This window comes from Pseudomonas sp. LBUM1657 (genome assembly GCF_059716075.1).
Genome location: NZ_CP166799.1, coordinates 6,381,233 through 6,394,552 on the forward strand (window position 1 = coordinate 6,381,233; position 13,320 = coordinate 6,394,552).

General features: G+C 59.6%; 15 protein-coding genes. 7 read left to right on the forward strand and 8 right to left on the reverse strand.

All coding sequences use genetic code 11. The annotated features are described in order from the left end of the window. The first annotated feature begins 257 nt into the window (after positions 1 to 257). Both ACA055_RS29525 and ACA055_RS29530 read left to right on the forward strand, forming a co-directional pair. Complete coding sequence (locus ACA055_RS29525; protein WP_497681725.1) at positions 258 to 653, forward strand: DUF6124 family protein; 396 nt, start codon at positions 258 to 260, stop codon at positions 651 to 653. Between the two features lie 419 nt (positions 654 to 1,072). Continuing rightward, positions 1,073 to 1,591: an Hcp family type VI secretion system effector gene (locus ACA055_RS29530; protein WP_497681726.1), complete on the forward strand. Its 519-nt coding sequence runs from the start codon at positions 1,073 to 1,075 to the stop codon at positions 1,589 to 1,591. 105 nt (positions 1,592 to 1,696) lie between these two features. Here the strand turns inward: ACA055_RS29530 and ACA055_RS29535 are convergent, their stop codons facing one another. The 3 genes from ACA055_RS29535 to ACA055_RS29545 form a co-directional block, all read right to left on the reverse strand. After that, positions 1,697 to 1,972 (reverse strand): HU family DNA-binding protein, encoded by a 276-nt coding sequence (locus ACA055_RS29535; protein ID WP_003213368.1) that lies wholly within the window; start codon positions 1,970 to 1,972, stop codon positions 1,697 to 1,699. Positions 1,973 to 2,165: 193 nt separating this feature from the next. Beyond that, positions 2,166 to 3,314 (reverse strand): NAD(P)/FAD-dependent oxidoreductase, encoded by a 1,149-nt coding sequence (locus ACA055_RS29540; RefSeq protein WP_497681727.1) that lies wholly within the window; start codon positions 3,312 to 3,314, stop codon positions 2,166 to 2,168. A 20-nt stretch (positions 3,315 to 3,334) separates the two neighbouring features. Further along, positions 3,335 to 3,502: a rubredoxin gene (locus ACA055_RS29545; RefSeq protein WP_339431519.1), complete on the reverse strand. Its 168-nt coding sequence runs from the start codon at positions 3,500 to 3,502 to the stop codon at positions 3,335 to 3,337. Positions 3,503 to 3,703: 201 nt separating this feature from the next. On the opposite strand from ACA055_RS29545, the gene ACA055_RS29550 reads away from it, so the two are divergent. Continuing rightward, positions 3,704 to 4,267 (forward strand): chorismate--pyruvate lyase family protein, encoded by a 564-nt coding sequence (locus tag ACA055_RS29550; RefSeq protein WP_497681728.1) that lies wholly within the window; start codon positions 3,704 to 3,706, stop codon positions 4,265 to 4,267. Beyond that, a complete protein-coding gene (gene ubiA, locus ACA055_RS29555; RefSeq protein ID WP_497681729.1) occupies positions 4,267 to 5,157 on the forward strand; it encodes a 4-hydroxybenzoate octaprenyltransferase in 891 nt (296 codons plus the stop codon). The genes ACA055_RS29550 and ubiA overlap by 1 nt, the downstream gene beginning before the upstream one ends. 66 nt (positions 5,158 to 5,223) lie before the next feature. Here the strand turns inward: ubiA and ACA055_RS29560 are convergent, their stop codons facing one another. Beyond that, on the reverse strand, positions 5,224 to 5,610 hold the full coding sequence (locus ACA055_RS29560; protein ID WP_497681730.1) for a COG4315 family predicted lipoprotein: 387 nt from the start codon (positions 5,608 to 5,610) through the stop codon (positions 5,224 to 5,226). A gap of 152 nt (positions 5,611 to 5,762) precedes the next feature. Between ACA055_RS29560 and phoB the strand changes: the two genes are divergently transcribed. The 3 genes from phoB to ACA055_RS29575 all read left to right on the forward strand — a co-directional run bounded on the left by phoB (position 5,763) and on the right by ACA055_RS29575 (position 9,284). Then, positions 5,763 to 6,452, forward strand: a complete 690-nt coding sequence (gene phoB / locus ACA055_RS29565) for a phosphate regulon transcriptional regulator PhoB (protein WP_046045002.1) — start codon at positions 5,763 to 5,765, stop codon at positions 6,450 to 6,452. An 81-nt stretch (positions 6,453 to 6,533) separates the two neighbouring features. Continuing rightward, a complete protein-coding gene (gene phoR / locus ACA055_RS29570; RefSeq protein ID WP_497684511.1) occupies positions 6,534 to 7,820 on the forward strand; it encodes a phosphate regulon sensor histidine kinase PhoR in 1,287 nt (428 codons plus the stop codon). Positions 7,821 to 7,943: 123 nt separating this feature from the next. Next, positions 7,944 to 9,284 carry a hemolysin family protein gene (locus ACA055_RS29575; RefSeq protein WP_497681731.1) on the forward strand — a complete coding sequence of 447 codons (1,341 nt, stop codon included), beginning with the start codon at positions 7,944 to 7,946 and terminating at the stop codon, positions 9,282 to 9,284. A 131-nt stretch (positions 9,285 to 9,415) separates the two neighbouring features. Here the strand turns inward: ACA055_RS29575 and ACA055_RS29580 are convergent, their stop codons facing one another. The 4 genes from ACA055_RS29580 to pstB form a co-directional block, all read right to left on the reverse strand. Continuing rightward, entirely contained in the window at positions 9,416 to 10,312 is an 897-nt protein-coding gene (locus tag ACA055_RS29580; protein ID WP_497681732.1) for a peptidoglycan DD-metalloendopeptidase family protein, read from the reverse strand. A gap of 220 nt (positions 10,313 to 10,532) precedes the next feature. Next, positions 10,533 to 11,447 carry a response regulator gene (locus ACA055_RS29585; RefSeq protein WP_497681733.1) on the reverse strand — a complete coding sequence of 305 codons (915 nt, stop codon included), beginning with the start codon at positions 11,445 to 11,447 and terminating at the stop codon, positions 10,533 to 10,535. 168 nt (positions 11,448 to 11,615) lie between these two features. Next, positions 11,616 to 12,377 carry a phosphate signaling complex protein PhoU gene (gene phoU / locus ACA055_RS29590; protein WP_084317714.1) on the reverse strand — a complete coding sequence of 254 codons (762 nt, stop codon included), beginning with the start codon at positions 12,375 to 12,377 and terminating at the stop codon, positions 11,616 to 11,618. 74 nt (positions 12,378 to 12,451) lie between these two features. After that, positions 12,452 to 13,285 carry a phosphate ABC transporter ATP-binding protein PstB gene (pstB, locus tag ACA055_RS29595; protein WP_497681734.1) on the reverse strand — a complete coding sequence of 278 codons (834 nt, stop codon included), beginning with the start codon at positions 13,283 to 13,285 and terminating at the stop codon, positions 12,452 to 12,454. Positions 13,286 to 13,320 lie beyond the last annotated feature (35 nt).

The window sequence follows — 13,320 nt, forward strand, 5'->3', positions numbered from 1 at the left end:
GCGCCTTGGGGCGGGTCGGTAGTTTGATTCTCGTCGCTGATTGTCAGTGATCGGGTTTAGTCGCCCGCTGGTAATTGAAGTAGCACGAGCGTCCTTCAGACAGGTGTTTCCTACCTGCATTTGATGGCGGCTGTGCGTAGGGCACCTTCGGGTGCGCCGGCTTCTTCAATTCCCCGGTCCGACTAACCTGCGTACAGCTGCCACCCCTTCGTTTAGTCGGCGAAGTGTTGTCAGCATCATTTATGGAATTGAAGAAAATGTTCAAGGTAACTCCGAATCCGCCGGACACCGACCCGGCATCGCCCTACGCATCCCTTGACTCCAACAAGCTCCATGAAGCCGCCGAACGCGCCCTCGACCATCACTTCCCGCCAGCCGAACCGAAACCACCGAAACGCACAGGCCAACTCTTCAGTGTCTGCCCGAACATCGACACTGAAGCACTCCTGGCCAGCGCCTCGGAAGATCTGCTGTCCATCAGTGCCATCGCCGCCGACCTCGCTGACGATGTGGACGGTTCACGCCGCTCCGTAGCCCTGGCGCTCAGCCGCATGGCAGACGGAGTGCACTTGTTAGTGGAGCGAGCACTGGACCATCTGGATGAGCCGGAAATGGCGGCGATCTTTGCCAAGCAGCAAAGCCGAACCTGCTAGCTCGCCGAGCAAACAACCCCGATCGGTGATTCCTGCACCCGTCGGGGTTTATCTCGTCAAGGTATCCAACACATAGCTGGGAACACATAACCATTTCAATTATTTTCCCAATTTCCTAAACACACGCAGGACGCGTCCGATTTAGTCTCGTTGGCCTCAAAGTAACTCTCTGCTCCGGAAATCTTCTCTCACCTCTTTCACAACATTTTGTATGCGGAGCGCTCCTACAAACATGCGGGAGGCTTCTTACATCAATATGTTGCAAGCCTTGTTAGCGTGCGTTTAACTTTTTCTTTCGCGGGGTTTAGTCAAGGACGACTGGAGATCGCGCTTTAATCCTTCTCGGTAACAAAAATCTCGGCTTCACCCACAAGTAATACCGCCATTCAGGCACTTAACCAACTGCAAGGAGCAAACCCATGGCAACACCAGCGTACATGTCCGTCACTGGCGAGAAACAAGGTCTGATCACTGCTGGCGCCTTCACCGCCGACTCCGTTGGCAACACCTACCAGGAAGGTCACGAAGACCAGGTCATGATTCAGGCTTTCGAGCACGACGTGATCATCCCGCGGGACCCGCAATCCGGTCAGCCCACCGGCCAGCGCATTCACAAACCAGTAGTGATTACCAAGGTCTACGACAAGGCTTCGCCTCTGCTACAAGCGGCTTTGACTTCCGGAGAGCGCATGAGCGAGATCGTTATCCAGTGGTTTCGCACTTCGGCACAAGGCACCCAAGAGCACTACTACACCACCAAGTTGGAAGACGCGACCATCGTCGCCATCAACAACAAAATGCATAACTGCCAGGATCCGGGTAACTTGCACTTCACCCATCTGGAAGAAGTGCAGTTCGCCTATCGCAAAATCACCTGGACCCACGAAGTATCCGGTACTTCGGGTTCCGATGACTGGCGTACCCCGGTCACCGGCTAAATAAACACTCAGCACATCTCAACAAGCCACAAAAAATGGGCACCCGATTCAATCGGCGTGCCCATTTTTTTTCCGCTGCCCGGTTAAGCGGGCTGGGAATACAGATTACGGATTAACGCTGTCTTTCAACGATTTGCCTGGCTTGAACGCAACAGTGTTGCTGGCCTTGATTTTCACAGGCTCACCGGTTTGCGGGTTTTTGCCGGTGCGGGCACCGCGGTGGCGTTGCAGGAAGGTTCCGAAGCCCACCAGCGTAACGCTGTCCTTGCGGTGCAGAGCGCCGGTGATTTCTTCGAGAACGGCGTTGAGAACGCGGTTGGCCTGCTCTTTGGTGAGGTCTGCTTTTTCAGCAATTGCTGCGGCGAGTTCTGGTTTACGCATTTAGTGAAGCCCCTTTGACGGTTTTTTGTTGTTATGTCCGTGCTGTTCTCGTTGGAACAGCGCCCAAAGCGCCGCAGGTGCTCTACTCTGCGGCAGACGGGAGTGAGGATGGCATGCACAGAAGAGCCGCGCCAGTCTCGGCGCGACCTTTGTAGGGGCAAAAGCGGGGTGATTCCGACAGAACGACCGGTATTTACGCCAGCAAGGCCGGAAGCTCTTTGTTGAGGGCCAGTTTTTCCATCACAGCCGTGCCTGTCAGGGCATAACCGAGCAGTTTGCCGGTGGCATCGCGGCATAAAGCCTTGATGTCGGCACCCTGCCCTTCGACCGTCCAGACGCCCTCCAGGCCCCGTGGTGGTGGCGAAACCACCAGCGGACAGATCGGGGTTTTCACGGTGATCGGCATCGGGCCATAACTCACGGCGGTAGGATTTCCGGCGAGGGTCTGTGCCAGCGCTCTCGCACAACTCATGAGGGGCATGACGTACAAAAGATTCAGCCCATTGACCTCGGCGCAATCGCCCAGCGCGTAGATGTTGGCGTGGGAAGTTTTCAGGTGGCGGTCCACGACAACGCCGCGATTGACCTGTACACCGGCAGCGGCCGCCAGATCGATGCGCGGACGCAGACCAATGGCCGAAACCACGACGTCGCATGGGATGACCTGGCCATCGGACAGATGCGCTTCCAGTCCGTCAGCCACTCGCTGCAGACGGTTCAGCACCGGCCCCAGGTGAAAGCGGGCTCCCAGGCTTTCCAGCCCCGCCTGGACCGCAGCGGCCGCCGCCGGGTGCAGCAGCGTCGGCATGACCTGTTCGCACGGTGCAACCAGTTGCACCTCGTAGCCGCCGACGATCAGGTCGTTGGCGAACTCGCAGCCAATCAGGCCGGCCCCCAGCAGTAACACCCGATGCTTGCCGGCGGCTGCCGCGCGAAAGCGGGCATAGTCTTCCAGATCGTTGATCGGAAAAACCGCGTCCGTCGCATCGCCTTCGATAGGCACTCGCACGGTTTCGGCGCCCCAGGCCAGGATCAGGTCACGGTAGATCACCGATTCTTCGCCGATCCACAGGCGTTTGTGGCCCGGATCGATACCGCTGATGCGGGTGTGGGTGCGTACTTCGGCCTTCAATTGCTCGGCCATCGCGCCGGGTTCGGCCATGCTCAGGCCGTCGGCGTCTTTGTTTTTGCCGAAACCGGTGGAGAGCATCGGCTTGGAGTAGGAGCGTCCGTCATCGGCGGTAATCAGCAGCAGCGGGGTTTCGCCATCGAGCTTGCGAAACTCCCGGGCCAGGTTGTAGCCAGCCAGCCCGGTGCCGACGATCACGACAGGTGCGTTCATTCCTTGCTCCTCTAAATGTCTTAGTTGATTTCGATCATTTCAAAATCCATCTTGCCTACGCCGCAATCCGGGCACAGCCAGTCTTCCGGTACGTCTTGCCACAACGTGCCCGGCGCAATTCCGTCGTCCGGCCAGCCGTCGGCTTCGTTATAGACCAGGCCACAGACCACACATTGCCACTTTTTCATTCAGGTACATCCTCAGGATTCAGGCTTTTGCCGGCGCGAACGGTCAATGGTTGAAGCGCTGCCGTCCGGCTCAGGGGCGTTTTGTACTGATCGGGCCCGTCAGATGCAAGCCTGTTCGACGCAACGGAGGGCCGGATCAGTCAAAATCGCCGGCTGACATGGTAAGCTCGCCGCCTCATTTGCTGCCAATAATGACTCATTGTGCAACACACAAAAGCCCCCTGCCCGTCCCCGCTCTGGCTCCCTGAAAGCCGACTGGCGCCCCTCCCTGACACGTCTACCCTCGACTGGCTGTTCGATGAAGGATCGCTGACACGACGGCTGACGCGTTTGTCGAATGATGCGTTCAGCGTCACCCCGCTGTTCGAAGGCTGGCAGCCCCTGCGCGCCGATGAATGTGCCGCGCTGGATCTGGCCGAAGGCAGCGAGGGTTGGGTGCGCGAGGTTTATTTGCGCGGTCACGGTGAAGCCTGGGTGTTTGCTCGCAGCGTGGCGGCGCGAAGCGCGTTGCAGGGCGACGGGTTGCACATGGATGAGCTGGGCAGCCGCTCGTTGGGCGAACTGCTGTTTTGCGATCAAGCGTTCCAGCGTCGGGCCATCGAGGTTTGTCACTATCCTCAGGAGTGGCTGCCGATGGAGTGCCGGTCACCTGAACTGTGGGGCCGTCGCTCGCGCTTCGATCGCGGCGCCCTGAGCGTGCTGGTGGCCGAAATTTTCCTGCCGACCCTGTGGAACGCCGCCCGCGTCCATCCGGAGAACTGCTGATGTACCAGAGCCTACTCAAGTCCCTGAATCGCTTGAATCCACGGGCCTGGGATTTCATTCAGCTGACCCGCATGGACAAGCCGATCGGCATCTATCTGCTGCTGTGGCCGACGCTGTGGGCGCTGTGGATTGCCGGCAAGGGCTCGCCGTCCCTGGCCAACATCGTGATTTTCGTCCTCGGCGTGGTACTGACCCGCGCCGGCGGCTGCGTGATCAATGACTGGGCGGACCGCAAAGTCGACGGCCACGTCAAACGCACCGAACAGCGGCCATTGGTGAGCGGCAAGATCAGCTCCAAAGAAGCCTTGGTGTTTTTTGCGCTGCTGATGGGCGTGAGTTTTCTGTTGGTCCTGTGCACCAACGCAGCAACGGTCTGGCTGTCGTTCGGCGGCTTGGCGCTGGCCTTCACCTACCCGTTCATGAAGCGCTACACCTATTACCCGCAAGTGGTGCTGGGCGCGGCGTTTTCCTGGGGGATGCCGATGGCGTTCACCGCCGAAACCGGTGAACTGCCGGCGGCGGCGTGGTTGCTGTGGATCGCTAACCTGCTGTGGACGGTGGGCTATGACACCTATTACGCCATGACCGACCGCGATGACGATCTGAGGATCGGCGTGAAATCCACGGCGATTTTGTTCGGCGAGGCGGACCGCGTGATCATCCTGACCCTGCAAGGGTTGGCGCTGGGTTGCTTACTGCTGGCCGGGTCGAAATTCGAGCTCGGTGGCTGGTTCCATCTCGGATTGCTGGCGGCGGCGGGCTGTTTTGCGTGGGAGTTCTGGTACACCCGCGGCAAGGACCGGATGCGCTGCTTCAAGGCGTTTTTGCACAACCACTGGGCCGGGTTGGCGATTTTCGTCGGGATTGTGCTGGATTACGGAATGCGTTGAGGCGACTGGCGTCTTAGCGGGCAAGCCTCGCTCCTACAGGGAGCGAGGCTGCGGAGACTGAACTCGTTACATCTTCGGCCCTTGGAGAACGTGCCACTTGTCCATTTTCTTGTCGCCTGTCATGTCTCCTGGCTTCTTGTCTTGAACGAAGTAGTACAGCGGCTTGCCGTCGAATGCCCACTGCATCGTGCCATCGTCACGTTTGATGATGGTCCACTTGCCTTCAGCCTTGTCGGCCTCGGTGGCTTTCAGCGGCGGCCAGTTTTCTGCGCACTTGCCGGTGCACGCTGATTTGCCGCCCGTGTCGTTGTCGAAGGTGTACAACGTCATGCCCTTGTGGTCGACCAACATGCCGTCTTTAACCATGCCTGGGTCTTCGGCGAAGGCCATTGTCGGCAGTGTTAGCGCAGCAGTGACCAGCAGAGCCTTCCAGGATTGAGCGATGTGCTTCATGGAAACCTTCCTTTTGTGGTTGTCAGGATTCGGACTTAGAGCTTAGTTCAGGTTCATGGCAATCGCAGGGCGTCTAAAATACTGTCACACGACTGCAATAATTCCGTTATCTAATGCGGCGCAAGACAGTTAAATGACAAGAGGACTTAGGCATGGTTGGCAGGAGCATTCTGATCGTCGACGACGAAGCGCCCATTCGCGAAATGATCGCCGTTGCGTTGGAAATGGCCGGCTATGACTGCATGGAGGCGGAGAACTCCCAGCAGGCCCATGCCATCATCGTCGACCGCAAGCCGGACCTGATCCTGCTCGACTGGATGCTGCCCGGCACGTCCGGCATCGAGCTGGCTCGACGCCTCAAGCGCGATGAGCTGACCGGGGACATCCCGATCATCATGCTCACCGCCAAGGGCGAAGAGGACAACAAGATCCAAGGCCTGGAAGTCGGCGCTGACGACTACATCACCAAACCCTTTTCCCCCCGTGAGCTGGTCGCACGCCTCAAAGCCGTGCTGCGCCGTGCCGGACCGACCGATGGCGAGACGCCGATCGAAGTCGGTGGCCTGCTACTGGACCCGATCAGCCACCGCGTGACCATCGACGGCAAACCCGCCGAGATGGGCCCGACCGAATACCGTCTGCTGCAATTTTTCATGACCCACCAGGAGCGCGCCTACACCCGTGGCCAGTTGCTGGATCAGGTCTGGGGCGGCAATGTCTATGTCGAAGAGCGTACCGTCGACGTGCACATCCGCCGTCTGCGCAAAGCCCTCGGCGATGCCTACGAAAATCTGGTACAAACCGTGCGCGGCACCGGTTATCGCTTTTCTACCAAAGCCTGATCCGGACCTTTCCCGCCCGACAAGCTGACAAGGACGCGTGTTCAAGTGAACCAAAACTGGCATGGCACCCTGATCCGCCACATGCTTTTGCTGGTGACCGGCTGTTTGGTGATCGGACTGATCACCGGCTATTACGGCTGGAGCCTCGCCGCGGGCCTGGGCCTTTACTTGGCCTGGACGCTCAAGCAACTGCTGCGCCTGCACGAATGGCTGCGCCTGCACAAACCCGATGAAGCACCGCCCGATGGCTACGGCCTGTGGGGCGAAGTGTTCGACAGCATCTACCACCTGCAACGCCGCGACCAACGAGTGCGGGGGCGCCTGCAAGCGGTCATCGACCGAGTCCAGGAATCCACCGCCGCGCTCAAAGATGCGGTCATCATGCTCGACAGCGATGGCAACCTGGAATGGTGGAACCGCGCCGCTGAAACCCTGCTCGGTCTCAAAACTCCTCAGGATAGCGGTCAGCCGGTGACCAACCTGGTGCGCCATCCGCGCTTCAAGGAATACTTCGAACAGGACAGCTACGCCGAACCGCTGGACATCCCCTCGCCGATCAACGATCGCCTGCGTATTCAGCTGTACATCACCCGCTACGGCAATAATGAACATCTGATGCTGGTGCGCGACGTCACGCGCATCCATCAGCTGGAACAGATGCGCAAAGACTTCATCGCCAACGTTTCCCATGAGCTGCGCACGCCGCTGACGGTGATCTGCGGCTACCTGGAAACCCTGCTCGACAATGTCGAGGAAGTGAACCCGCGCTGGACCCGTGCCTTGCAACAGATGCAGCAACAGGGCGGGCGCATGCAGACGTTGCTCAACGACTTGCTGCTGCTGGCCAAACTGGAGGCCACCGATTACCCGTCGGACAACCAGCCGGTGGCCATCGACGGCTTGCTGCAATCGATCAAGAGCGACGCGCAGCAACTGTCCGGCCAGCGTAATCAGACCATCACGCTGGACGCCGATCCGACGATTCTGCTCAAGGGCAGCGAAGCTGAATTGCGCAGCGCGTTTTCCAACCTGGTGTTCAACGCGGTGAAATACACCCCGGCCGAAGGCAATATCCGCATTCGCTGGTGGGGCGACGACCAAGGTGCGCACCTGAGCGTGCAGGATTCCGGGATCGGCATCGACAGCAAACACCTGCCGCGCCTGACCGAGCGTTTCTACCGCGTCGACTCCAGCCGCAACTCCAACACCGGCGGCACCGGGCTGGGGCTGGCGATCGTCAAACACGTGTTGCTGCGCCACCGCGCGCGGATGGAAATCAGCAGCGTACCGGGCCACGGCAGCACGTTTACCTGCCACTTTGCGCCAGCGCAGGTCACCAAATCTCGGGTCATCAGCACCACCGACTGATACCGGCCGGCACGCGCCACTAGGCAATCGACCGGTCAGCCGCTACATTGGCTGACTTGCGCCTGCCCTTCAGGCGCACTTTTTTCTTTTCTTTCGAATACACGGAACCCGCAAAACTCCATCATGGACCCTTCCCCAGGTTTGACCTTCGCGACACTCTTCGCCGATTTCGGCATGATTCTTTTTGCTCTGATCCTGGTTTTGCTCAACGGTTTTTTCGTTGCGGCGGAATTCGCCATGGTCAAATTGCGCTCGACCCGCGTCGAGTCCATCGCAGAAAAGCACGGCTGGCGCGGACACATTCTGCGCACCGTCCACAGTCAGCTCGATGCCTACCTCTCGGCCTGCCAATTGGGTATCACCCTCGCCTCCCTGGGCCTTGGCTGGGTCGGTGAGCCGGCGTTCGCGCACATTCTCGAGCCGGTACTGAGCGCCGCGGGCGTAGAGTCCGCCGAAGTGGTCAAGGGCGTGTCGTTCTTCACCGCGTTCTTTATCATTTCGTACCTGCACATCGTGGTCGGCGAACTGGCTCCGAAATCCTGGGCCATCCGCAAACCCGAGCTGCTGTCGCTCTGGACCGCCGTGCCGCTGTACCTGTTCTACTGGGCCATGTACCCGGCCATCTACCTGCTCAACGCCAGCGCCAACACGATCCTGCGGATCGCGGGCCAGGGTGAGCCCGGTCCACATCACGAGCACCATTACAGCCGTGAAGAACTGAAACTGATCCTGCACTCCAGCCGTGGCCAGGACCCAAGCGACCAAGGCATGCGTGTATTGGCCTCGGCGGTGGAAATGGGCGAGCTGGAAGTGGTGGACTGGGCCAACTCCCGGGAAGACCTGGTGACGCTGGAGTTCAACGCGCCGCTCAAGGAAATCCTGGCGATGTTCCGTCGCCACAAGTTCAGCCGCTATCCGGTGTACGACAGCGAAAGTCAGGAGTTCGTTGGCCTGCTGCACATCAAGGACCTGCTGCTGGAACTGGCGGCCCTGGACCACATTCCCGAGTCGTTCAACCTCGCCGAACTGACCCGCCCCCTGGAGCGCGTGTCGCGGCACATGCCGTTGTCGCAGTTGCTGGAACAGTTCCGCAAGGGTGGCTCGCACTTCGCCCTGGTTGAAGAAGCCGACGGCAACATCATCGGCTACTTGACCATGGAAGACGTGCTGGAAGTGCTGGTCGGCGACATTCAGGACGAACACCGCAAGGCCGAGCGCGGGATCCTCGCGTATCAGCCGGGCAAGCTCCTGGTGCGAGGTGATACGCCGCTGTTCAAGGTCGAAAGGCTGCTGGGTATCGACCTGGACCACATCGAAGCCGAGACCCTCGCCGGGCTGGTCTACGAAACCCTGAAACGGGTACCGGAAGAGGAGGAAGTGCTGGAAGTCGAAGGCCTGCGGATCATCATCAAGAAGATGAAAGGGCCGAAGATCATTCTGGCCAAGGTGTTGATGCTCGATTAAGTCGTCCCTGGCTTAAACCGCGTCGCGCCCTTCGCGAGCAAGTCGAATCGTCGCACCGCCGCTCCCACATTGGAATGCGTTTCAAATGGGGGAGCGGGCTTGCTCGCGAAGGCGTCAGAACAGGCAACCCGTCACTGTTTGCCCAACGCAAAGTTGGGCAATGCCCCCACCGGTTGATTGAACTGGTACGGAATAGACACCAACCCCAACCCGGTATTGCGCTGCACCACGAAGTGCAAATGCGGGCCGGTGCTATTGCCGGTATTGCCGGACAGCGCCAGTTCACTGCCCACCGACACCCGTTGACCTTCGCGAGCGCTCACCGACCCTCGCTTGAGGTGCAGATAAACGCCCATGGTCCCGTCATCATGCAGCACCCGCACGAAATTCCCCGACGGATCGTTACCGCGTCCGGTCTGCTTGTTCTCGGTTTTCACCACCACGCCACCGCGCGCCGCGATGATCGGCGTGCCTTCGGGCATGGCGATGTCCATGGCGTAACGACTCTTGGCACCGAAGTGGCTGTATTGACCATTGGCCCCCTGACTCAAACGAAACGGCCCGCCGCGCCACGGCAATGGGTATCGATAGGCCATGGCCGTGTCTGAGGGGTCGCCCAGGGAGTATTCAAACTTTGGGGTGTAGGCGAGCGGCCTTCCGGCCTGGGTGGCCGTGAGCAGCGCCAGACGAATGTTGCTGCGCGCCGGCATAACCCGGCGAATCGGCCGGCTCGGCGCGCCGCTGACGTTCTTCAACCCGGCGAAACTCAACTCGATCTCGACTGGCGCATACAGGTCATTGCGCACGTAAACGCTGTCCATGCCCTTCTGTTTCTTGATGTCGAGGTACACCTGACGCTCAAGGTGCTCAACCATGCGATCTCGAAAAACAAACACCTGGGAGCCTTTCGTAGGGCGGTCGCTGTAGGTGACCACGCCATTGGCGTCTTTGGACTTGTAGATCGTCATGGCCACAGCCGAGGTGGAGGCCATGAAAAGACCACAGAAAAACAGCAGGCGCGCGAGCATGGGCAAGATTCTGTCGAGTAAGGTCTGGGAAGGAGCCTAGCAGCTGCAATGGACCCGGGTAGTCGGCAGATGTTTCAAAATGGGGTGGGCGGGAGATGGGCGGTGAATTCAATTGCATCTTCGCGAGCAAGTCGAATCGTCGCACCGCCGCTCCCACAGGGGAACGCATTCCAATGTGGGAGCGAGCTTGCTCGCGAAGACGGCCTGTCAGCGACGAAGATTACGCGCCAGGAATGAAATGCTTCTGCGCTGTACCACGTGCTATCAAACGAGAGATGTAGTCGAGCTTCTGCGCGTCCTGATCCACAAAACGGAAGGTCAGTTGCAGCCATTCGCTGTCAGGTTTCTGCTCGTGGGCGACGATGGCGTGCAGGTAGCCGTTCAGGCGGGCAACTTCAGCGTTGTCGCCCTGTTCCAGGTCGAGTACGGCGCTGTCGAGCACTTGCGGCAGTGCGTCGGTACGTTTCACCACCAGCAGCGCTTCCTTGAGGCTCAACGCCTTGATCACGCATTGCTGAATGCCGTTCGGCAAACGCAATTGGCCCTGGCCACGCCCGCTAGTAGGCGCGGCAGAGGCAACGGGTGCCTTGACCGGCGGGTTGTTGAGCAGGCCACGGGGCGGTGCCGCAGCCGGGGCTGGCGCGGCGACGGGCGCGACCACGGCAGCCTTGCCGCCAGTCAATGCGCTCAGGGAGTCGTTGCCAAACGCCGAGTTCATTTTGGTCGGCGCGCTGTTCATCAAGGTGTCGAGCTTGCCGACCTTGTTCAGCGCCTGCTTGACCTTGGTCAGCAGTTGCTCGTTGGTGAACGGCTTGCTGACGTAACCGGAAACCCCGGCCTGAATCGCCTGCACCACGTTCTCTTTGTCGCCACGGCTGGTCACCATCACGAACGGCATGGTCTTGAGGTTGTCCTGCTCGCGGCACCAGGTCAGCAATTCCAGGCCGGACATTTCCGGCATTTCCCAGTCGCACAACACCAGGTCGAACGCTTCCCGCGCCAGCAAGGACTGCGCCTTCTTGCCGTTGACCGCGTCTTCGATCCGGATACCCGGGAAGTAGTTGCGCAGGCACTTCTTCACCAGGTCACGAATGAACGACGCATCGTCCACGACCAACACACTGACCTTACTCATCCACCACCCCTTTAAAAAATCCCGGCAAGCATACCGCTTTGCTGATGGCACATTGCCAAAAACCTTCAGTCACGCCGGGACTTTTCGTTCGCGGGTGCTGCTTTCGAATGCGTAAACCGCAAACAAAAACGCCCGGCCAAAAGGCCGGGCGCTTTTCTTCAGGCAATCTTACTTATCGTCAACTTTGCCCGGAACATTAGCGGTTTCGCCACTTGTGCCTTCAACTTCTTCCTTCATGCGCTTGAGGCCCAGGTGACGCACGTCGGTGCCGCGCACCAGGTAAATCACCAGCTCCGAGATGTTGCGCGCATGGTCGCCGATGCGCTCCAGCGAACGCAGGACCCAGATAATGCTCAAGACCCGCGAGATAGAGCGCGGGTCTTCCATCATGTAGGTGGCCAGTTCACGCAGCGCGGTCTTGTATTCGCGGTCGATAATCTTGTCGTACTGCGCCACCGACAACGCCAGGTCGGCGTCGAAACGGGCAAATGCGTCGAGCGCGTCGCGCACCATGTTGCGCACCTGGTCGCCGATGTGGCGCACCTCGACATAACCGCGCGGGGCTTCGCCTTCTTCGCACAGCTGGATGGCGCGGCGGGCGATCTTGGTGGCTTCGTCGCCGATGCGCTCAAGGTCGATTACCGACTTGGAGATGCTGATGATCAGACGCAAGTCGGACGCCGCCGGCTGACGACGGGCCAGAATGCGCAGGCATTCTTCGTCGATGTTGCGTTCCATCTGGTTGATCTGGTCGTCGATTTCGCGAACCTGCTGGGCCAGACCGGAGTCGGCCTCGATCAGCGCGGTGACCGCGTCGTTGACCTGCTTTTCCACCAGCCCGCCCATGGCCAGGAGGTGGCTGCGCACTTCCTCGAGCTCGGCGTTGAACTGCGCGGAGATGTGATGGGTAAGGCCTTCTTTGCTAATCATGTTGGCGTCCTTGGAGCGTCCGGTAAGGTGCGGTCGACCGCAGCGGTGGTTCAGTGAGCAACGCTAGCGGCATCCTAGCCGTAACGACCGGTGATGTAGTCTTCGGTCTGCTTCTTCGCCGGATTGGTGAACAGGGTGTCGGTGTCGCCGAACTCCACCAGTTTGCCCATGTACATGAACGCCGTGTAGTCGGAAACCCGCGCGGCCTGTTGCATGTTGTGGGTCACGATGACGATGGTGAACTTGGATTTCAGTTCGTAGATCAGCTCTTCGACTTTCAGCGTGGAGATCGGGTCGAGTGCCGAGCACGGTTCGTCGAGCAGCAGCACTTCCGGTTCCACGGCGATGGTACGAGCGATCACCAGACGCTGCTGCTGACCACCCGACAGGCCGAGTGCCGATTCGTGCAGACGGTCTTTGACTTCCTCCCACAACGCCGCGCCTTTCAATGCCCACTCCACGGCTTCGTCGAGCACGCGCTTCTTGTTAATGCCCTGGATGCGCAGGCCGTAGACCACGTTTTCGTAGATGGTTTTCGGGAACGGGTTGGGCTTCTGGAACACCATGCCGACGCGACGACGCAGCTCGGCCACGTCTTCGCCCTTGCGGTAGATGTTGTTGCCGTACAGGTTGATCGCGCCTTCGACACGGCAGCCGTCCACCAGGTCGTTCATGCGGTTGAAGGTACGCAGCAGCGTGGACTTGCCGCAGCCGGACGGGCCAATGAAAGCCGTCACGCGCTGTTTCGGAATGTTCAGGGCGACGTCGAACAGCGCTTGTTTGTCGCCGTAGAACAGGCTCAGGCCCGGCACTTCGATGGCCACGGTTTCCTGTTCAAGGCTCAGGCTCTGTTTGTCGCGGCCCAGGGCGGACATGTTGATACCGTGGGTATGTGCTTCGTGCTGCATGGGAGGCTCCCTGTGCTAACAAATTCGGTTCGGAA

Bases quoted from the DNA above. Each gene is read 5' to 3' on its own strand.
- ACA055_RS29525 (WP_497681725.1), top strand. From the start codon at position 258: ATGTTCAAGGTAACTCCGAATCCGCCGGACACCGACCCGGCATCGCCC.
- ACA055_RS29530 (WP_497681726.1), top strand. From the start codon at position 1,073: ATGGCAACACCAGCGTACATGTCCGTCACTGGCGAGAAACAAGGTCTG.
- ACA055_RS29535 (WP_003213368.1), bottom strand. From the start codon at position 1,972: ATGCGTAAACCAGAACTCGCCGCAGCAATTGCTGAAAAAGCAGACCTC.
- ACA055_RS29540 (WP_497681727.1), bottom strand. From the start codon at position 3,314: ATGAACGCACCTGTCGTGATCGTCGGCACCGGGCTGGCTGGCTACAAC.
- ACA055_RS29545 (WP_339431519.1), bottom strand. From the start codon at position 3,502: ATGAAAAAGTGGCAATGTGTGGTCTGTGGCCTGGTCTATAACGAAGCC.
- ubiA (WP_497681729.1), top strand. From the start codon at position 4,267: ATGTACCAGAGCCTACTCAAGTCCCTGAATCGCTTGAATCCACGGGCC.
- ACA055_RS29560 (WP_497681730.1), bottom strand. From the start codon at position 5,610: ATGAAGCACATCGCTCAATCCTGGAAGGCTCTGCTGGTCACTGCTGCG.
- phoB (WP_046045002.1), top strand. From the start codon at position 5,763: ATGGTTGGCAGGAGCATTCTGATCGTCGACGACGAAGCGCCCATTCGC.
- phoR (WP_497684511.1), top strand. From the start codon at position 6,534: ATGCTTTTGCTGGTGACCGGCTGTTTGGTGATCGGACTGATCACCGGC.
- ACA055_RS29575 (WP_497681731.1), top strand. From the start codon at position 7,944: ATGGACCCTTCCCCAGGTTTGACCTTCGCGACACTCTTCGCCGATTTC.
- ACA055_RS29580 (WP_497681732.1), bottom strand. From the start codon at position 10,312: ATGCTCGCGCGCCTGCTGTTTTTCTGTGGTCTTTTCATGGCCTCCACC.
- ACA055_RS29585 (WP_497681733.1), bottom strand. From the start codon at position 11,447: ATGAGTAAGGTCAGTGTGTTGGTCGTGGACGATGCGTCGTTCATTCGT.
- phoU (WP_084317714.1), bottom strand. From the start codon at position 12,377: ATGATTAGCAAAGAAGGCCTTACCCATCACATCTCCGCGCAGTTCAAC.
- pstB (WP_497681734.1), bottom strand. From the start codon at position 13,285: ATGCAGCACGAAGCACATACCCACGGTATCAACATGTCCGCCCTGGGC.